The 21,674-nt window shown below is 46.0% G+C and carries 10 protein-coding genes; 5 read left to right on the top strand and 5 right to left on the bottom strand.

The window, feature by feature from the left end; all coding sequences use genetic code 11:
• Positions 1–184 precede the first annotated feature (184 nt).
• Positions 185–2,614 carry a glycoside hydrolase family 95 protein gene (locus HMPREF9007_RS06565; protein WP_008762774.1) on the bottom strand — a complete coding sequence of 810 codons (2,430 nt, stop codon included), beginning with the start codon at positions 2,612–2,614 and terminating at the stop codon, positions 185–187.
• A 161-nt stretch (positions 2,615–2,775) separates the two neighbouring features.
• On the opposite strand from HMPREF9007_RS06565, the gene HMPREF9007_RS06570 reads away from it, so the two are divergent.
• The 5 genes from HMPREF9007_RS06570 to HMPREF9007_RS06590 all read left to right on the top strand — a co-directional run bounded on the left by HMPREF9007_RS06570 (position 2,776) and on the right by HMPREF9007_RS06590 (position 15,399).
• Complete coding sequence (locus tag HMPREF9007_RS06570; protein ID WP_032850631.1) at positions 2,776–6,810, top strand: hybrid sensor histidine kinase/response regulator transcription factor; 4,035 nt, start codon at positions 2,776–2,778, stop codon at positions 6,808–6,810.
• A gap of 177 nt (positions 6,811–6,987) precedes the next feature.
• Positions 6,988–9,009 (top strand): alpha-galactosidase, encoded by a 2,022-nt coding sequence (locus HMPREF9007_RS06575; protein WP_008762772.1) that lies wholly within the window; start codon positions 6,988–6,990, stop codon positions 9,007–9,009.
• 8 nt (positions 9,010–9,017) lie between these two features.
• Entirely contained in the window at positions 9,018–10,964 is a 1,947-nt protein-coding gene (locus HMPREF9007_RS06580; RefSeq protein WP_008762771.1) for a sialate O-acetylesterase, read from the top strand.
• 24 nt (positions 10,965–10,988) lie between these two features.
• The gene (locus HMPREF9007_RS06585) at positions 10,989–13,145 is read left to right on the top strand and encodes an alpha-galactosidase (protein ID WP_008762770.1); all 2,157 of its coding nucleotides are present in this window, start codon (positions 10,989–10,991) and stop codon (positions 13,143–13,145) included.
• Between the two features lie 46 nt (positions 13,146–13,191).
• Positions 13,192–15,399, top strand: coding sequence for a GH92 family glycosyl hydrolase (locus HMPREF9007_RS06590; protein ID WP_008762769.1), 2,208 nt, complete (start codon positions 13,192–13,194; stop codon positions 15,397–15,399).
• Between the two features lie 133 nt (positions 15,400–15,532).
• Here the strand turns inward: HMPREF9007_RS06590 and HMPREF9007_RS06595 are convergent, their stop codons facing one another.
• The 4 genes from HMPREF9007_RS06595 to leuS form a co-directional block, all read right to left on the bottom strand.
• Positions 15,533–16,375 carry an OmpA family protein gene (locus HMPREF9007_RS06595; protein ID WP_008762768.1) on the bottom strand — a complete coding sequence of 281 codons (843 nt, stop codon included), beginning with the start codon at positions 16,373–16,375 and terminating at the stop codon, positions 15,533–15,535.
• 160 nt (positions 16,376–16,535) lie between these two features.
• On the bottom strand, positions 16,536–17,117 hold the full coding sequence (locus HMPREF9007_RS06600) for a non-canonical purine NTP diphosphatase (protein ID WP_008762767.1): 582 nt from the start codon (positions 17,115–17,117) through the stop codon (positions 16,536–16,538).
• Positions 17,118–17,165: 48 nt separating this feature from the next.
• On the bottom strand, positions 17,166–18,083 hold the full coding sequence (locus HMPREF9007_RS06605) for a YitT family protein (RefSeq protein ID WP_008762766.1): 918 nt from the start codon (positions 18,081–18,083) through the stop codon (positions 17,166–17,168).
• 172 nt (positions 18,084–18,255) lie between these two features.
• Positions 18,256–21,090 (bottom strand): leucine--tRNA ligase, encoded by a 2,835-nt coding sequence (gene leuS, locus HMPREF9007_RS06610; RefSeq protein WP_008762765.1) that lies wholly within the window; start codon positions 21,088–21,090, stop codon positions 18,256–18,258.
• Between the last annotated feature and the right edge of the window lie 584 nt (positions 21,091–21,674).

Raw genomic sequence — 21,674 nt, 5'->3', positions numbered from 1 at the left:
TAGTATGATCTTGCTTGTGCCACCTTATTGGCACAACTGTGCCAAGTGCTTGGCATCACCGTGCCAATAGGGTGGCACTACTGTGCCAAAGGCTTGGCACAAGCAAGACACAGTTTTACCTATTTACTCTGATATAATGAACAGATGATTTTGATACTATAAACTAATCAGTCAGGTATACTTTTTACAGCGAAACAGTGAGTTTATCTCCCGCATTCATACTGATCTGTACCGAACCGTCTGCATTTATTTCAGGTGTAAATGCTTTCTTGTTCATTTTCCAGTTGTATGCACTTGCATTTGTGATGCGGAAAGAGAACTCAGCCGGGACGGATGCTCTTAATTCGGTATTTTCTATCCGGGCATTTTTCCAGTTCGCATCCAGTTCAATTCCGCCGCGGGCACAAAGTCCTTTGAAACTTCCGTCTTTCCATTCTTCCGGTAGGCAGGGGAGCAGTTCAATCCGGTTGTCGTAGCTTTGCAGCAACATTTCTGCGATACCTGCGGCTCCGGCCGTGTTTCCGTCGAAAGCGAAGATATCATCGTTGGCTCCGGCAATTCCGGCAGGAGAAACAGTGAACATATTTTCGCGGGACAGAGGGCCTAAAAGTTGCTTTACACTATCGTATGCCTTCTTTGGTTCTTTCAGGCGGGCATAGAAACAAATCATATTGGCGCGGCTCCACTCCGTATCTTCCCAGTCCTTGGCAGCCAGACGTCTTTCGATGGTGGTATAGGCAGCTTTTGCTAGTTCGGGTGTTTTATTTAACGTAATCTGCGAATAAGGATAGAGAGATAACAAGTGTGTGGTGTGACGGTGATTGGGATGTGCTTCTTCGTAATCTTCAAACCATTCCTGTACGCCTCCGTTTGCGCTGATACGGAAGGGAGGGAGTTGGCTGATAGCAGTACGGAGACTGTCGGCAAATGAGGCATCGACATTTAATATTTCCGTCGATTGCAGACATGCCGAGAATATCTCGTAAGCCAGTACACGGTCGCAAGTCGGCATCATAGATGCGCAAAACTCTTGTCCCTGATAGTGGAAACTGTTTTCCGGTGAGATGCTGGGACCTGTCACAAGATAATTGTTTCGTGGGTCGATGACCATATAATCCAGCAGGAATTCGGCATTGCTCTTTAATAAAGGATAAGCGGTTTCTTGCAGGAACTTTTTATCCTGGGTGTATTCATATTGAGTCCATACGTGAGAAGTGAGCCATGAGGAGGCAGTTGGGAACAATCCCCAGAGAATGCTGCCCGATACGGCTGTATATCCCCACGGGTTAGAGGTGGTATGGGCGGTCCATCCTTTGCAGCCATATAAATCCTGAGCTATTTTTGAACCATGCACAGACAAGTCCTTGATATAGTCGAAAAGCGGAAGATGACACTCGGGCAGGTTACCCACATTGGCAATCCAGTAGTTTTGTTCCGTATTGATATCCAGATGATAATCGTTCGTCCAACCCATGTGGCAAGCCAGATTGTCATTGAAGAATCCTTGCAGGGCTACGGGCAGCGGAGAGTTGGGACGTGAAGAAGCAATCAGCAGATAACGGGCGTACTGGAAGAATAAGGCATCCAGTCCCGGATCAGATTCTCCCGCTTTCACTCGTGCCCAGCGCTGATCGTTCGGCAGATGGCTCAATTTACCATTGTCTCCGAATGAGAGGGCTACCCGGGAGAAAAGCGGAGCATAGTCTTCTACATGTATATTTCTCAGTGTTTTGAAGCTTTTCTTAGAGGCTGCTTCGATTGTTTCCTTGCATTTCTGCTTGTAGTCGTATCCTGCGAATGTCGTATTCTTATAATTAGTACGTACGTCAGACAGTAAGGTTACTTCCGTTGCCTTGTCGATAAGGAGTTTCTTTCCGTCGGCTTTGATGGTTCCTCCTTTTATTTCTACGGCGATGCGTCCTTCAAACAATACTCCTCCTCTGCCGTGTTTTTCAAATTCGGCGTTACCGGTATAGATCAGTTGGTTCCCGGAGGCTATGACTTCGGCATTTCTGAGCAAATTCAGTTCCAGTTCCATCGTGATGGCTTCCGGACGGCTGGCTGTGATATACATGGCAATTACGTCATCCGGATTGGAAGCGATAGACTGACGGGTATATTCTGTGTCACCTATTTTATAAGTGACGGTATTGACAGCAGTAGATAAATCCAGTTCGTGGTGATAGTCGGACAATTCTCCTTCGGGATAAGTGAAATTCAGTTTCAGGTCACCGATAGGAAGATGTGTTCCGGCGGAATGCGGACTTCCGGCCATCGTGTTTCCGGCGATGTGGTTGCCTTCGGCAAGATTGCCCTCAAAGAACAGTTTCCGTATCTCGTCGAGTTTTTCTCTTCCCAGCGGACGCTGTTGATGTTCATCATACTCTCCCGACCACATGGTCGATTCGTTCAGACCGATGGTTTCCGTTTCCACGCCACCATATACCATTGCTCCGAGACGACCGTTTCCCAAAGGCAGAGATTTCATCCATTCGTCAGCAGGTTTGTCATACCATAATTTCATGTTATCCGTGGTTGCTTCTGACGGCAAGCAACTACTGAATAGAAGTGTGGCCCCGATAATCAGGCCAAGTGATCTCGTTATGTTTCTCATGTTATAAAATAATTATTCAATGATGCTGCAAAGGTATCCGGGAAGGCAAATTTAAAAATGGACAAATGCGCCTATTACTGAAACAAATGCGTCAACTGCTTTCTACGTACCATTTTTTGGTGTATATTTGCCCGCGTAGCAAACATAAAAGCTCTGTATATATGAAAAAACACCTAGTGCGATTGTTCCTTCTGAACTATCTGTTGTTACTCTCCATCTGTGTCGTTCGTGCACAGGATCGTTCCGATTTCTATTTCACTCATGTCAATGGAGAAAATGGATTGTCGGCCAGTAATGTGAAAGCAATCTTGCAGGATAGTTATGGATTTATGTGGTTCGGAACTAAAAACGGACTCAACCGCTATGACGGAACTTCCATCCTTCAGTTCAACTGTGATGATCTGGTAGCGGGAGTGGGTAATCATAATATTGCCGCCCTTTTTGAAGATAACAAACGAAACCTATGGGTAGGAACGGACAGGGGCGTTTATATCTATGATCCAAGGATTGATGTTTTTACTCATTTCAGTTTGTCTACACAGGAAGGAATAACTGTCGATAACTGGGTGGCGGAGATACTGTCCGACTCATTGGATAATATATGGATACTGATTCCCGATCAGGGAATCTTCCGGTATAAAGACGAAAAGTTAAGTTTTTACTCTCTCACGAATAAGGATAATCTCAAAAATAATAATCCCGAATGTATCTGTGTGAATGAAAAAGGTGAGGTATGGATAGGTACTTCGGGTGTCGGGCTATTCAAATATAATCCCAAGGAAGATAAGTTTGAGCAATATCTGACCGACCGGACCGGACGTTCGCTGGCAGATAAGACAATTATAAGTATTTGCTTTCAGGGTGAAAATGCCATCCTTGCCATACACGAAGGAGATCTGATAAAATACAATACCGTCACCAACGAATTAAGTGACATTCCTTTCCTTGGTGAGAAGAAGACATTCCTGCGGGATGTGATGTGTTTTGAAGATGAAATCTGGGTAGGCTCGCTTCATGGTGTTTTTATCATTAACGAGAAGAAGAATAAGGTGACCCATCTCAAAGAGGACCTGATGCGTTCGTTCAGCCTTTCCGATAACAGTATTTATTCTATCTACAGAGATCATGAAGGAGGAATCTGGATCGGTACGATGTTCGGCGGTGCCAATTACCTGCCCAAGCGTGAGCTGACTTTTGATAAATATGTGCCGGGAAGTGACTCGCATTCGTTGAATACCAAACGAATCAGAGGACTGGCGGAAGATAACTACGGATGTATCTGGATAGGGACGGAAGATAACGGTGTCAATGTGCTGGACCCTAAAACGGGTGAAGTGCATCAGATACACGATCATGTTCCCGGCCGTCTGATTACATTATGCGTCAGACATTACAATGATCATGTCTATGTGGGACTGCTCAAACAGGGGATGAACGATATCAGCCTGCCCGGCGAACATCTGCGGTATGTCAGTGATGCGGAGTTGGGCATTGAGGAAGGTAGTGTATATAGTTTCCTGATAGATAGCAAAGGGCGCAGATGGATAGGTCCGGGATGGGGGCTGTATATGTCGCAACCCAACGAAAAGAAATATCATAAGATAGATGAAGTAGGGTATTGCTGGATTTACGATATCATGGAAGACAAGGATGGTCTGATCTGGATTGCCACAATGGGAAACGGTATCTGGAAATGCAATCCCGAAACCGGTACGTATCATAACTATTACTTTAATGAAGGGAAAAGCTCTAACTCCGTCAGTTCCATCATGCAGGACAGTAAAGGGAATATATGGTTCTCTACCGACCGTGGCGGTATATGCAGATATAATGAAGCACAGGACGACTTTACCACTTTCAGTATCGAAGACGGGCTGCCGGACGATGTAGCTTACAATATATTGGAAGATGATGCCGGAAATCTGTGGTTTGGCACCAATAAAGGATTGGTCAAGTTCAATCCCGAGAATGGAGATGTACGTGTCTTTACCAATAAGGACGGACTATTGGGTAATCAGTTCAATTATCAATCGGCATTGAAAGCTCAAGATGGAAGGTTCTACTTCGGCGGGGTGGACGGACTGATTGCTTTCGACCCTGCTGTTCAGGAAAAGGAAAAGCCGCTTCCTCCCGTCTACATTTCCAAGTTTAGTATATATAATAAGGAGGTGACAGTGCATACTCCTGACTCACCCCTGAAACAATGTATCGTACATACGGATGAAATCGTCCTGCCTTATGATCAGGCCAATATCAGTTTTGACGTGGCCTTGCTCAGTTACTCTACTGCCGAGTCCAACCAATACTATTATCGTATGGAACCGCTGGACAGGGATTGGGTACGGGCAGCCAGCAACCAGAACATCTCGTATGCCAAACTTCCGCCGGGAAAATACACCTTCCGTGTGCAGGCTACTCACGGCAGTAAGTCCGAGTCGTCCACACGTTCTCTGTCTATTATCATTCTTCCTCCGTGGTGGCAGTCTATCATCGCTTACATTGTATATACCGTATGCATTATCCTGATCGTGGTTGGCACCATCTTATGGTACAAACGCCGCAAGGAGAAACAACTGGAAGAACGGCAAAAACTGTTCGAGATCGAAAAAGAGAAGGAACTGTACGAATCCAAAGTAGACTTCTTCACAGAGATAGCGCACGAAGTGCGTACCCCTTTGACACTGATCAACGGTCCTCTCGAAGCCATTGAGGAAATGGAGATACAGGAGCCCAAGATGAAGAAGTATATCAGTGTGATGGTCCAGAACACCAAACGCCTGCTGGAACTTACCGGACAACTGCTGGACTTCCAGAAGATCGGTGCCAACAAGCTGACCATGAAATTTGAGAGCGTGGACATTACCGAACTTCTTGCCGGAATCGTGGCACGCTTTGAAGTGACGTTCAGCCTGAACCGGAAAGAATTGCAGTTAAAATCGACAGAAGAGCAGGTGTGGGCAGCTGTAGATAAAGAAGCAATCACCAAGATACTGAGCAACCTGCTCAATAATGCGCTGAAGTACGCCAGCCAGAATGTACTGGTAGAACTGGAAAAGGGAGAAGACAGCTTTACGATTCGTGTTACCAGTGACGGAAACAAGATTCCGGCGGAAGTCAGCCAATATATATTCGAACCGTTCTATCAGGTGGACAGAAAGGAGAAGCCCCGTAATGGAGTAGGCATCGGCTTGTCTCTGGCACGTTCGCTGGCATCCCTGCACAAAGGCACGATCTATCTGGATACCCGTCAGGAAAACAATATGTTTGTACTGACCATTCCTTTGAATATGGAGGGCATTAAACAGGAGAACAACAAAGCCATACAGAAAGACATTGTCGAGCTGGACGAACATACGCCCGTCACGGCCGATATGTATGGATATACCCTTCTGCTGGTAGAAGACAACGAAAGTATGCTGACCTTTATTCTCGAACGCTTGCAGGAAAACTTCACCGTAGAGACAGCGATGAACGGGATAGAAGCACTGGAAATATTGAGAAGCGGCCATATCGACTTGATCATCAGTGATATCATGATGCCTGTAATGGACGGATACCAACTCTGCAAGGAAGTAAAATCGGATATGGAGCTTTCTCATATTCCTATTATCTTCCTGACAGCCAAGAATGACATCGACAGCAAAATCAACGGTCTGAAATATGGTGCGGAAGCATACGTTGAGAAACCTTTCTCTTTCAATTATCTGAAAGAACAAGTCCTGTCCTTGCTTGACAACAGGCGCAGGGAAAGAGAAGCCTTTGCGAAACGCCCCTTCTTCTCTGTCAACAATATGCAAATGAACAAGGCGGACGAGGAATTTATGAATAAAGTGATCAAGGTCATTGAAGATAACATAACCGATGATAATTTCGGTGTAGAACGGATGGCGGATATACTCTGCATGAGTCGTTCTAGTTTGTTAAGGAAAATCAAGACACTGTTCAACTTGTCTCCGCTCGATTTTATCCGGTTGATCAAGTTGAAAAAGGCAGCCGAGTTTATCCAGGAAGGTAAATACCGGATCGGAGATATCTGCTATATGGTCGGCATCAATTCGCCGTCTTATTTCAGCAAGTTATTCCTGAAACAATTCGGCATGACACCCAAAGATTTTGAGAAACAATATCAATCCGGCAAACAGATCATTATCACGCAGGAGATAAAGAATGTCGAGGCAGGAGAGGGCACAAAATAGATAAAATACCTCTCTTAGCCCGCATTGGAGCTTATTTGCCGTATTTTTATCATTTTTTGAATCGTTTGTATATAGTAAAGGAGATGCCAATCCTTACCTTTGTGGCATACCTCAATAAGAGAAAAAGGTTTCTTATTCGGGTATGCTTTATTTTTTTACATAAGAACATTGTACCATATGAAAAACCAAAAGCTACTACTAAAAAAAATGTCGGGAGTATCCCTGATGCTTCTTCTGTTTCTTTTCATTTCCAACTGTGCCAGTGGAGACAAGATTTTCTCTACCGATGTATGGAATATAACTTACGATGATCAGCAAGGGGGGATAGCACTCACTTATAAGTCAAAAAATATTTGTAACGGAATGTATGCTTCCTATCAATGGGAAGGGAAGGAGATCAAGACAAGTGACTATGCCCGCCATAAAATCAGTACGGGCAAAGTTTCCGATTCTTTCGGGAAAGGACATATATATAAGGTAGAGTATACAGATAAGGAACTTCCGAAGCTGACTCAGTATTTCTATCTTTATCCGGGTAAGGAATATATACTGACCGATTTTACGGTCGAAGCGAAAGAGGAAATCAGTTCCGGCAGAATGGCTCCTGTCAATGTCGATTCTATATCCGGATTCTTGCAGGCAGGTGATAACCGTGCCCTTTTTGTTCCGTTCGATAATGACAAATGGATCAGATATCAGTCTCATCCGCTTGGTTTCGATACATTGGTGAGTTATGAAGTGACAGCCATATTCAATAATGAAAGCCGGAACGGTCTGGTGATCGGCTCCGTAGAACATGATAACTGGAAAACAGGTATTTCAATAGGTAAGGGGGATCGTGATAACATTGGTTCGCTGGTATGTTATGGGGGCATAGCAGATGAGCAGACTCGTGACGTAAAGGCTCACGGTGCATTAGCAGGTAAAAAGATTAAATCCCCTAAAGTCTTTTTGGGTTTCTTTGAAGATTGGTGCGATGGACTTGAAGCGTATGCAAAAGCCAACGCTGTAATTGCCCCTCCCAAAGCATGGGAGAAAGCTGTTCCATTTGGTTGGAACAGCTGGGGGGCATTACAATTCAATCTGACTTATGAGAAAGCGATGGAAGTCTCCGATTATTTCAAGGAGAATCTGCAGAATAATCATTTTGTAAACCCTGATCAGACTGTCTATATCGGTCTGGACTCCGGTTGGGACTGTATGAATGAGGAACAACTGAAATCATTTATAGAAAAGTGTAAGTCGAACGGACAGATCGGTGGTATCTACTGGACCCCGTTCACCGACTGGGCACGCGATCCGGAACGGACGGTAGATGCCGCACCGGAATATAAATACAAAGATATCTATCTCTATGCCAACGGAAAGCCGCAGGAACTGGACGGCGCTTATGCAGTCGATCCAACGCATCCGGCAGTGGAAGCTATGATGAAGAAGACTTCCGGTTTGTTCCACCGTGCAGGATTCGAGTATGTGAAGATGGACTTCATGACACACGGTGCGATGGAAGCGGACAAATGGTATAATCCTGAGATTACCACAGGTATACAGGGATATAATTATGGCATGAAACTGCTCAATCAATATTTTGGAGATATGTATATCAATCTCTCCATTTCTCCTGTCTTCCCTGCCCAGTATGCGCAGTCACGCAGAATAGCCTGTGATGCGTGGAATCAGATCAAGGATACCGAATATACATTGAACGCTCTTTCATACGGCTGGTGGCAGAAGTATATCTATCAATATAACGATGCCGATCATATTGTACTGAGAGATGCTACCGACGGAGAAAACCGTGCCCGTATTACTTCGGGTGTCATTACGGGTATTTACATTACAGGAGACGATTTCAGTGCGGGAGGAGGAAAAGACGCCAAAGAAAAGTCACAGAAATATCTGACCAATGCGGCAGTGAATGCAGTAGCGACAGGAGAAGTGTTCCGTCCCGTGGAAGGAAACGGAGAGAAGTCGGAACATATCTTTGTAAGGAAGACACCCGATGGTCGTTTCCATTGTGCGGTATTCAACTACTCGGACCAGGAACAGACAACTGTGCTTTCGTTAGAAAGAATAGGATTGGACAAGGCACGCGGCTATCAGGTGAAAGAGTTGTGGAGCGGCAATGAGACTTTTGCCACAGGACAGCTTGAAGTGACCGTACCCTCCAAAGACGTGCAATTACTTGAATTTAAATAACCGAAGAAATGAAAAAATATCAATTAACACTCTTATCGTTATGTGTGGCAGCCTTTGCGCAAGCGAAGGTCACATTGCCGTCATTCTTTACCGATAATATGGTTATTCAGCAAAACAGTCAGCTGACGTTGCCGGGAAAAGCAAAAGCCGGTAAACAAGTGACTGTGAAGGTGAGCTGGAATCATGAGAAATATACGGCTAAAGCGTCAGCTGATGGTCATTTTAGCATAGAAGTCCCGACTCCGCCTGCCGGAGGACCTTATCAGATCATTGTTTCGGATGGTGAGAAACTAGTGTTGAACAACGTCTTATCGGGCGAAGTCTGGATATGTTCCGGTCAGTCGAATATGGAAATGCCCGTTGCCGGATGGGGAAAAGTGATGAATTACGAACAGGAAGTTGCCGATGCCAATTATCCTTCCATCCGTCTGTTGCAGGTAAAGAAGACCGTTGCTTTCTCTCCGCAGGATAACGTAGAAATGAATATGAACGGCTGGCAGGAATGTAGTTCCGCTACTGTACCGGAGTTTTCTTCCGTCGCTTATTTCTACGCCCGTAAGTTGTGGAAAGAACTGAATGTGCCCGTTGGGGTGATTGACTGTACTTGGGGCGGCACACCTGCCGAATCGTGGACAAGCCATCAGACATTGAAACAAGTCATGGGATTCCAGAAAAAGATGGCCGAAATGGAAAGCGCAGGCTTCCAAAGAGAGAAACTTGTCGAACTTTACCATCGGGAAATGGACGAGTGGCTTCAGCAGTTTGATGCCAGGGATGCCGGATTCAAAGACGGAGCTCCCCAATGGATATCAGCTCTTCAGACAGGGAATGAATGGAAACCGATGGAACTGCCTGCTTATTGGGAAACTCGCGGACTGAATTTTGACGGTACTGTCTGGTTCCAGAAAGAAGTGGAAATACCTGCTGACTGGAACGGCAAGGAAATCTCCTTCCATCTGGCTATGATCGACGACGACGACGTCACTTACTTTAACGGGAAGGAGATAGGAAGAACTTCGGGATGCAATACGATGCGTACTTATAAGATTCCCGCAGCCTTGGCAAAGGCAGGCAAAGGAGTTATCACCATACGTGCCATAGATTATGGCGGCGAAGGCGGTATCCACGGAGAACCTCAGCAGATGTATATGGAAGCGAACGGCAAGAAGATTTCCTTGGCGGGCAACTGGAACTATCACACCGGAGTATCGATGACCGGCGCACCTTCCAGACCATTGTCTCCCGAAGGAACCGGCTGGCCGACATCCTGTTACCCGACCGTACTTTACAATGCAATGATACATCCTTTTACTGTCTTTCCTATCAAGGGTGCTATCTGGTATCAGGGAGAAAATAATGTAGGATTCGACGAGCAGTACAGGGTACTTTTCCAGTCAATGATTACAGATTGGAGAAGGGCATGGAAACAGGATTTTCCTTTCTACTTTGTGCAGTTGGCCAATTATCTGAAACCGGAAGAAGTGCAGCCGGATTCCAAATGGGCGGCTCTCCGTGATGCACAGGCACATGCGCTGCACCTGCCTAATACAGGTATGGCATGTGCCATCGACCTCGGCGAAGCTTATGATATCCACCCGAAAAACAAACAGGAAGTAGGAAAGCGGCTGGCGCAAGCGGCATTGGCGAAGACCTATAACAAAGGTACATACGAAGTGCCCGCATTCCTTGGATACCGCATTTCGGGACGTACGCTGATTCTTAGTTTCGATCAGGAAGTAGTAGCCAAAGAAGGTGCTCCGAAAGGCTTTATACTGGCGGGACCGGACGGGAAATACGTTCCGGCACAGGCTACCATCCGGGGAAAAGAAGTCATTCTGCAATCCGACCGGATAGAAATACCGACGGCGGCTTGCTATGCGTGGGCAGACAATCCTGTTTGTAATCTATATGGCAAGAGCGGGCTTCCCGTACCCCCGTTCCGCACCAGAGAATAAATATCAACCATAACAATGTAAACCATGAAATTAAAAGCATTCTTACTTTTTTTTCTATTGAGTTCTTTTTCTCTTTTGCAGGCTGCCGACAAGCCTCTGATCAAAATAGAAACCGAACGGACCAGCCTTATCTATCAAGTAGCTGACAACGGACGTCTGTATCAGAAATACTTGGGCAAAAAGCTTAACCATGATTCCGATATCCAGTATCTGCCACAAGGGACTGAAGCTTATCTGACTCACGGCATGGAGGACTACTTTGAACCGGCTATTCACATACGCCATAACGACAACAACTCTTCATTGCTGCTGAAATACGTAGATCATTCGAGCAATGTCATCGGCAACGGAGTCAACGAAACCGTGATTACTCTTAAAGATGATAAATACCCTGTGACCGTGAAGCTGCATTATGTGGCTTACGGCAAAGAGAACATTATCCGTGCGTTCAGTGAAATCAGCCATGAGGAGAAGAAACCTGTGATACTTTGCAAGTATGCTTCATCGATGCTTCACCTGAACAGCAGCAAGTATTTCCTGACTGAATTTTCCGGTGACTGGGCACACGAAGCCAACGTGACCGAAAGAGAACTGGCTTTCGGCAAAAAGGTGATCGATACGAAGTTGGGCGCACGTGCCAATATGTTTGTGGCTCCTTTCTTCCAGCTGGCTCTTGACAATCCTTCACAGGAAAATGCAGGTGAAGTGCTGGTAGGAACTATCGGATGGACGGGCAACTTTCGCTTTACTTTCGAAGTGGACAACAAAAACGAACTGCGTATTATCAGCGGTATCAACCCGTACGACTCCGAATACAGCCTGCCCGCTAAAGAAGTGTTCCGTACTCCGGACTTCTATTTCACTTACAGCACGCAGGGGAAAGGTGAGGCCAGCCGCAACTTCCATGACTGGGCGCGCAATCATCAGGTGAAAAACGGTAATGATACCCGCATGACTTTGCTCAACAACTGGGAATCTACCTATTTTGACTTTGATGAAAACAAACTGATCGGCTTGATGGATGAGGCTACCAAGCTGGGCGTAGATATGTTCCTGCTGGACGATGGTTGGTTTGCCAACAAATATCCCCGTAGCAGTGACCATCAGGGGTTGGGCGACTGGGAAGAGACTGCCGCCAAACTTCCGAATGGAGTAGGGCGTCTTGTTGAAGAAGCACAAAAGAAAGGTATCAAGTTCGGTATATGGATAGAGCCGGAAATGGTGAATCCCAAAAGCGAGCTTTACGAAAAGCATAAGGACTGGGTGATTCATCTGCCTAACCGTGATGAATACTACTTCCGCAACCAGATGGTTCTCGACCTTAGCAATCCGAAAGTACAGGATCATGTATTCGGCGTGGTGGACAACCTGATGACCAAATATCCCGGCATCGCTTTCTTCAAATGGGACTGCAACAGCCCGATTACGAATATCTATTCGGTGTATCTGAAAGATAAACAGTCTCATCTGTACGTTGATTATGTGCGCGGACTTTACAAGGTGCTGGACAGAATCAAGGCTAAATATCCTGATCTTCCGATGATGCTGTGTGCCGGTGGCGGCGGACGCTCCGACTATGAAGCATTGAAGTACTTCACAGAGTTCTGGCCAAGCGACAATACCGATCCTATCGAACGTCTGTTTATCCAATGGGGCTATTCGCAGATCTTCCCAAGTAAGACACTGTGTGCCCACGTCACTACTTGGAATCGTGGAACCAGTATCAAGTTCCGTACCGATGTAGCCATGATGTGCAAATTAGGATTCGACATCAAACTGGAAGACATGAATCAGAATGAGCACTTGTACTGTGATCTGGCAGTCAAGAACTACAACCGTCTGAAACCTGTCATCCTTGAAGGTGATATGTATCGCCTTGTTTCTCCTTACGGAAGCAACCATACTTCTTCCATGTTTGTAGGCAAGGACAAGAAAACGGCTGCGGTATTCGCCTTCGATATCCATCCGCGCTATGCGGAAAAGACACTGCCTGTCCGCTTGCAAGGGTTGGATGCCGATAAGATGTACCGTGTGAAGGAAATCAATATGATGCCCGGCAGCGGTTCCTCATTGAAGGGTAACGACCAGGTTTTCTCCGGAGAATATCTGATGAACGTCGGACTGGATCTTTTCACAACGCAGCAGCTCAACAGCCGGCTTATTGAAATAACAGCAGAATAAAAAGCCATAGACATAAGAAACATATCTTATAAAAACACCACGAACCATGAAGAAATTACTTTTAAGTGTATGTGCATTTTCATTGACTCTTGCTACGTTGCAGGCAGGGGAAATCACTAAATATGTAAATCCGTTTATTGGAACGGGGGCCATCGATGGGGGACTTTCGGGTAATAATTACCCGGGGGCGACCTCGCCGTTCGGTATGATACAGCTTTCTCCGGACACCAGCGAAGCTCCCAACTGGGGAGACGCGTCCGGATACGACTATAACCGGAATACAATCTTCGGTTTCAGCCATACCCGCCTGAGCGGGACAGGAGCTTCGGACCTGATCGACATTACATTGATGCCGACCAGTAGCGGACGCACTTCTTCCGCATTCACGCACGACGAAGAGAAAGCCCGTCCCGGCTATTATCAGGTAATGCTGAAAGATGAAGGTATTAATGCAGAGCTTACCACTACTCAGAGAAACGGTATCCACCGCTATCAATATCCCGCCGGTAAAGATGCGGAGATTATACTGGATATGGACCACTCGGCAGATAAGGGCAGTTGGGGACGCCGGATCATTAACTCTCAGATCCGCATTCTGAATGACCATGCAGTGGAAGGTTACCGTATCATCACCGGATGGGCGAAACTACGCAAGATTTATTTCTACATGGAGTTTTCCAGTCCTATCCTTACTTCTACGCTGAGAGACGGCGGGCGTGTTCATGAAAACACAGCCGTGATCAACGGTACGAATCTTCATGGCTGTTTCCGTTTCGGCCAACTGAATGGCAAACCATTGACGTGCAAAGTAGCCCTTTCGTCCGTCTCTATGGAGAATGCCCGTCAGAACATGGAACAGGAAGCACCGCACTGGGATTTCGACCGCTATGTGGCTGCTGCGGACGCTGATTGGGAAAAACAACTAGGAAAGATCGAAGTGAAAGGTACGGAAGTGCAGAAAGAGATATTCTATACGGCTCTTTACCACACCATGATACAGCCTAACACCATGTCCGACGTGAACGGCGAATACATGGCTGCCGACTATACGACCCGCAAGGTGGCGAACAATGAAACTCATTACACCACATTCTCCCTGTGGGATACTTTCCGCGCCTCTCATCCTCTCTACACGTTGCTGGAACCCGAGCGGGTGACTGACTTCGTGAAGAGCATGATACGCCAGTATGAATATTACGGCTACCTGCCTATCTGGCAATTATGGGGACAGGACAATTACTGTATGATCGGTAACCACTCCATCCCTGTGATTACTGATGCCATCCTGAAAGGTATTCCCGGAATTGATATGGAGAAGGCCTATGAAGCAGTCTATAACAGTTCGGTAACCTCACACCCCAACTCTCCTTTTGAGGTATGGGAGAAATACGGCTTTATGCCCGAAAACATTCAGACTCAATCTGTCTCCATCACTCTAGAACAGGCTTTTGATGACTGGTGCGTTGCCCAACTGGCTGCAAAACTGAACAAGGATACCGATTATCAGCGATTCCACAAACGCTCCGAATATTACCGGAACCTTTTCCATCCGAAAACGAAGTTCTTCCAGTCCAAGAATGACAAGGGAGAATGGATCGAACCTTTCGACCCGTATCAATACGGTGGAAACGGTGGGCATCCGTTTACCGAAGGAAATGCATGGCAATACTTTTGGTATGTTCCGCATAACATCCAGGCCTTGATGGAACTGACAGGAGGAACGAAAGCCTTTGAACAAAAGCTGGATACCTTCTTTACCTCTACCTATAAGAGTGAGCAGATGAATCATAACGCTTCGGGATTTGTGGGACAGTATGCACATGGCAATGAGCCCAGCCATCACGTAGCTTATCTCTATAATTTTGCAGGTCAGCCGTGGAAGACGCAAAAGTATGTCAGCCATATTCTGAACACGCTGTATAACAACACTTCTTCGGGATATGCCGGAAATGATGACTGCGGTCAGATGTCTGCCTGGTATGTATTCAGTGCGATGGGATTCTATCCGGTCAATCCTGCCGACGGCCGGTATATCATCGGTTCCCCGCTTTTGGATGAGTGTACTTTGAAACTGGCAGGTAATAAGGAATTCCGTATCCGGACCATTCGCAAGTCTCCCGAAGATATCTACATTCAGTCGGTGACTTTGAACGGGAAGAAACACAAAGATTTCTTCATCACTCATCAGGATATTATGAACGGTGGTACGATGGTATTCAAGATGGGCAAGAAACCATCCGGCTGGGGAAAGTAAACAGTATGAATTCAGATATTGTATCTAATAGAAACATGGATGAGTTATATCATATAGGGTAATAAATATTATAGCCTTGTTTCTATATAATAAGAGACTGTCTACCTTCTGACAGTCTCTTATTATTATTTTCTTATTGAACCTCTTCGGAAGTCTGTAACATCTGGAACAGCTTGTCCAGCTTCGGAGCCATGATAATTTCCGTACGGCGGTTCTTGCTTCTGCCTTCTGCTGTTTCATTGTCGTCAACAGGCATATATTCGCCGCGACCGCTGGGCTGTATCTGCAAAGGATTTACACCGTAGTTCTTGATCAGGATACGTACGACGGAGGTAGCACGAATCACACTCAAATCCCAGTTGTCTTTGAACTGTACGGTGTTGATCGGTTTATTGTCGGTGTGACCTTCGATGAATACGTCGATGTCGGTCTGCTTATTTAGGACTTCCGCCAATTTGCCGAGAGCTTCCTCTCCGCGTTTATCCAGACGGGCGCTTCCTGACTGGAACAGCAATTTGTCCGACATTGCCACATATACCTTTCCATCTTTTTCACGAACCGTCAGTTCGTCTGTGCTAAAGCCCAGTAACGCGTCTTTTACACTGTTCAGCAGTTGTTTCACTTTCTCGTTCTGAGCGTTGATCATGTCCTGTAGCTCATTGATGGTGCGTTCTCTTTCGCTAAGTTCGTTTTTCTTCTGACTCAACAAGGCATTCAGTTTTTCCTGTTCGGTCATGTTAGTACTAAGCATGCTCTGATACTGACGGATACTGTTTCCCATCTGGGTGGTATCACGCAGGAGCTTCTTGATTTGTGCTGACAGCTGGTCGCCTGTGTTGCGGCAATCAGTCAATAAACTTTGCAAGCTGTCGATACTTGCAATACGTGCGGCTTCTGTCATCATGAACTTCTTTTTCGTTACACATGAAGTACATAATAACAATGTAAGGAAAGTAAATAATGCAATTTTCTTCATTACGCTTTATTTTTTTGCAAAGAAATAATTTTCTTCTGAAGATTACAAAAAATCTTTTATTAAACTCTGTGTCATATAGTTAAGAAATGACCTGAGAGAATTTTACTGCTGGTACTTCGTTGATGTCAAGACAGACTGTTGTACGGAATATGCCAAAGAATCAGCGTTGCAAAAACTCGCAAAGTTTCTGTACAGCCAGTGCACGATGGCTGATCTTGTTCTTTATTTCGTTTCCCAGTTCGGCAAAAGTCTGTTCGTACCCTTCGGGCTTGAATATCGGGTCATAACCGAAGCCGGAATCTCCGCGCTTCTCTTTGATGATTTCCCCTTTGATCACACCTTCAAAGAGATATTCCTTTCCGTCGAGAATCAGCGAAATGGCAGTGCGGAATTGCGCTTTCCGGTTCTCTTTTCCTTCCAGTTCGTGGAGCAGCTTGCGCATATTCGCCTGAGCATCGTGGCCTTCGCCTTCGGCATAACGGGCGGAGTACACTCCGGGCGCTCCGTTCAGAGCTTCCACTTCCAGTCCGGTGTCATCGGCAAAGCAGTCCAGCTGATAGTTCCGGTAGATAAAAGAAGATTTCAGCAAGGCATTTCCTTCCAGCGTTTCGGCTGTTTCGGGGATGTCCGTGTGGCAGTCAATGTCATTCAGACTGAGCAGTTCTACCTTATCCCCGAGGATGGCAGCTACTTCTTCGAGTTTATGAGCATTGTTGGTGGCAAATACAAGTTTGCGTTTCATTGTCTTATTCTTGTTTTTTAGCGGAATTATCCGGATTCATTCACCTGTTTATTTCACTTTCAACTGATCGAACCCTTCGCCATACACCCCGATGACGGAACTTTGCGAGATGAAAGCGTTCGGGTCGATACGTTTTACCAGTCGGAAGATATCCAGCGACTGACGTCTTTTGGCCAGTACGACCAATACTTTTACATCGTTTTTGCTGTACCATCCGGTGCCGTTGAGCACGGTCACCCCACGGTCAGTATCTTTGATGATGCGGTCGGCTATCTCATCATACTTCTTGGAGAAGATGAAGAACTGTACGGACTGACGGGCGCTGTTGATAATCCAGTCGAGCACGACACCGATAATGAACAGAGTGACGAAACCGAAGATTACCCGACGCCAGTCGTGAAACACAAAGTAACAGGAACTGATGATGAACACATCACAAATCATGATCATCCTTCCAAGTGATACGTCTTTGTATTTGTTGACAATAGCAGCGATGATGTCCGTTCCTCCGGTACTGCCGTTATAATTGAAAGTAATGCCCAGACCTACACCACACATAGCCGCACCGATGATACAAGCCATAAAGTCCTGTCCGCTGCCGAGCAGCAGAGGCTTTCCGTCGGCCGACATATCGGGCGTTTGTATGTAGTTGTTTACCAATACCTGGAATATCCATAGTAGGAAAGTCAGCATGAAAATCGCATAAGTAGTCTTTATGCTGAATCGCGGACCTAATATCTTGATGGCAAATGTCATCAGAACCGCATTGATGATGAAGTACGACCACTGGATCGGAAATCCCGTTGCGTAATAGATGATAGCCCCGATACCGGTAGTACCTCCTGTCGTTATCTGGTAAGGCAGCAGAAACGCCGCCCATCCCATAGCATAACTTATCAATCCGAGAGTGATGTAGATATAATCCTTCACTTCTCTCATTATTTCCGCTTTTGCTGGTTTGCGCATTTAATTAATAGGTAATAAGTATTAAGTAATAGGTAATAAGTATTAAGTAATAGGTAATAAGTCGTAGTCGATAGGTACAGGTAATAAGTATTAAGTATTAGGTATTAACCTTGCGGATATGCTCGGAAAGCAGCTACGGTTATTACCTATTACTTATTACCTGTTACTTATTTTAAACTACCACATTTACAATCTTCTTCGGCACCACGATGATCTTCTTCGGTGTTTTGCCTTCGATCCACTTCTGCGAACGTTCGTCGGCTAATACGGCAGCCTGGATGGCATCCGAAGCGGCATCAGCGTCAAACTCCATGTTGAAGCGTGCTTTTCCGTTGAAGGAGATGGTATAGTTGATCGTATCTTCTTTCAGATATTCTTCGTTGTATGCGGGCCATGCGGCGTCACATACGGAAGTTTCGTGTCCCAGTGTATCCCACAGTTCTTCGCAAACGTGCGGAGCGAAAGGAGCGAGGGTGATAACGAGCTGTTCCAGTATCTCTTTCTTGTTGCATTTCAAGTTGGAGAGTTCGTTGACACAGATCATGAATGCGCTGACAGACGTATTGTAAGAGAACTGTTCGATATCTCCCGTTACTTTCTTGATCAGTTTGTGCAGGCTCTTCAACTCTTCCTTCGTTGCAGGCTCGTCTTTCACCAGATATTCGTCGGTACGGCTGTAGAACAATGACCAGAACTTACGGATAAAGCGGTGTACACCGTCAATACCGTTCGTATCCCAAGGCTTGGACTGCTCAACCGGACCGAGGAACATTTCGTACATACGAAGGGTGTCTGCACCGTATTTTTCCACAATCATATCCGGATTGACTACGTTGAACATTGATTTACTCATCTTCTCAACCGCCCATCCGCAGATGTATTTTCCGTCTTCGAGGATAAACTCTGCTTCCGCATATTCGGGACGCCATGCCTTGAATGCTTCCAGGTCGAGGATATCATTGGATACGATGTTTACATCCACATGAAGTGGAGTCACTTCGTATTGGTCTTTCAGGTTCAGTGAAACGAAGGTGTGAGTATCTTTGATGCGATATACAAAGTTGCTGCGGCCTTGAATCATGCCTTGGTTTACTAACTTCTGGAACGGTTCTTCTACTACCGATGCACCTACATCGTGCAGGAACTTATTCCAGAAACGGGAGTAGATCAAGTGTCCGGTAGCGTGTTCCGTTCCTCCTACATAAAGGTCTACGTTTTTCCAGTATTCGTCCACTTTCGGGTCCACCAACGCTTTGTTGTTGTGCGGGTCCATGTAGCGCAGATAGTATGCGGAAGAACCGGCGAATCCCGGCATGGTGTTCAGTTCCAGCGGGAAGATGGTAACGTTGTCGATCTTTTCGTTTTCTACTGTGCACTTGTTTACCGTGTCCCACGCCCATTCCTTGGCGTGTCCCAATGGAGGTTCGCCTGTTTCGGTGGGGAGGAACTTGTCTACTTCCGGAAGTTCCAGCGGCAGACAGTCTTCGTCAATCATGTACGGCATTCCGTCTTTGTAGTATACAGGGAACGGTTCCCCCCAGTAGCGCTGGCGTGAGAAAATGGCGTCGCGAAGACGGTAGTTCACTTTCACACGTCCCAGATTATGTTCTTTCACATATTGCTTGGTCTTTTCAATGGCTTCCTTGATGGTCAGTCCGTTCAGAGACAGATCACAGTACGGAGTTACATCCGGACGCGGAGAGTTGCAGACGATACCTTCCTTGGCATCGAAGCTTTCTTCGTTTACGTCACAACCTTCTACCAACGGGCGGATTTCGAGTCCGAAATGCTTGGCGAAAGCATAGTCGCGGCTATCGTGGGCGGGTACGGCCATGATGGCTCCTGTTCCGTATCCTGCCAATACGTAATCGCTGATCCAGATGGGCACTGCTTCACCTGTAAACGGATTGATAGCATACGAACCGCTGAATACACCGGTCACGCTGCGGTCGGCGATGCGTTCGCGTTCCGTACGTTTCTTGGTGCGGTCAAGGTAGGCGTCTACTTCTGCTTTCTGGGCGGGAGTGGTCAGCTGGGCTACCAGATCACTTTCCGGAGCCAGAACCATGAAGGTCACACCGAACATGGTATCTGCACGGGTAGTAAAGATGGTAAATTCGAGATCGCTGTCTTTTACCTTGAACTGTACTTCGGCACCTTCGGAGCGTCCGATCCAGTTCTTTTGAGTTTCTTTCAGTGATTCGGTCCAGTCGATGGTATCCAGTCCGTCGAGCAGACGCTGAGCATAAGCGGATACACGCAGACACCACTGGCGCATCTTCTTCTGGACTACGGGGAAGCCGCCGCGTTCGCTGACGCCGTCTATGACTTCGTCATTTGCCAATACGGTTCCCAGTGCCTGGCACCAGTTCACCATCGTTTCGCCGAGGTAGGCGATGCGGTAGTTCATCAGGATTTCCTGCTGTTCCTTTTCGCTTTTGGCTTTCCATTCTTCGGCGGTAAAGCTGATTTCTTCGCTGCAGGCAGCGTTGAGTCCTTCGTTTCCGTAGATTGCGAATGCATCGATCAGTTCCTGGATAGGGCGTGCCTGCTGTTCGTCGTTGCAGTAGTAGCTGTTGAACATCTTTTGGAAAGCCCATTGGGTCCAGTGATAATATTCGGGTTCGCACGTACGGATTTCGCGGCTCCAGTCGAAAGAGAAGCCTATTTTGTCGAGTTGCTCGCGATAGCGGTCGATATTAGCTTTAGTAGTAATTGCGGGATGCTGTCCGGTCTGAATAGCGTATTGTTCCGCTGGCAAACCATATGCGTCATATCCCATCGGATTGAGTACATTGAAGCCACGCAGTCGTTTGTAACGGGCGTAAATGTCCGAAGCGATGTATCCCAGCGGATGCCCTACGTGCAGTCCGGCCCCTGACGGGTAAGGGAACATATTCAATACATAGAATTTCTGCTTCGATTCGTCTTCCGTAACCTGGTAGGTTTTCTCTTCCACCCACCTTTGCTGCCACTTCTTTTCAATCTCCCTGAAATTGTACTCCATAGTGATAAAGTTTTTATTTATAGTGATTTATACTGTTATTTCAATTTGAGCCAGCAAATTTACGTGTTTATTTTCAGATAACCACGTAGTGAGTGAAAAAAACCTTTCTTTTATAATAAGGTATTGCCCGAATAACAAGGTAATACCTGATAAATGAAGAAATATCACGGCAAATACCGTCCGGCTATTGACTTTCTTGTTTTTATTTCGTATATTTGATGTAGTCTGAAGGTATTTAATTGACTACAAATAGATTAAAAGAAACTCGCATGAGAATGGGCAACGGATAAGAAATTGGTAAAGTGCTTTGATACACTATATTTCTCATGCTGTCAAACAACTCTTATTTGTTTGCAAATATAATATTATTGCAGGTAATAATCAAAAATAACGAGGTTTATTTTCATTTTTACCTGCTGATATTTGTTCCGGATTATCAGATGCGATATATTTGTAATTAGGATTCGTACCGTGTTCCAAGCGGTTCATAAGTAACGACTTGCGGAGTTTTGGCAACAAGGGGATGCGGCTCCGTTTTATAGAAATGACTTATGCAAACCGACTTATCCATTTACAACAGTCTT

The sequence above is a fragment of the Bacteroides sp. 1_1_14 genome (assembly GCF_000162515.1).
Classification (GTDB): Bacteria; Bacteroidota; Bacteroidia; order Bacteroidales; family Bacteroidaceae; genus Bacteroides; species Bacteroides thetaiotaomicron.
The sequence above is the reverse complement of the archived record's forward strand: the minus strand, read 5'-3'. Positions and strand labels throughout refer to the sequence as shown.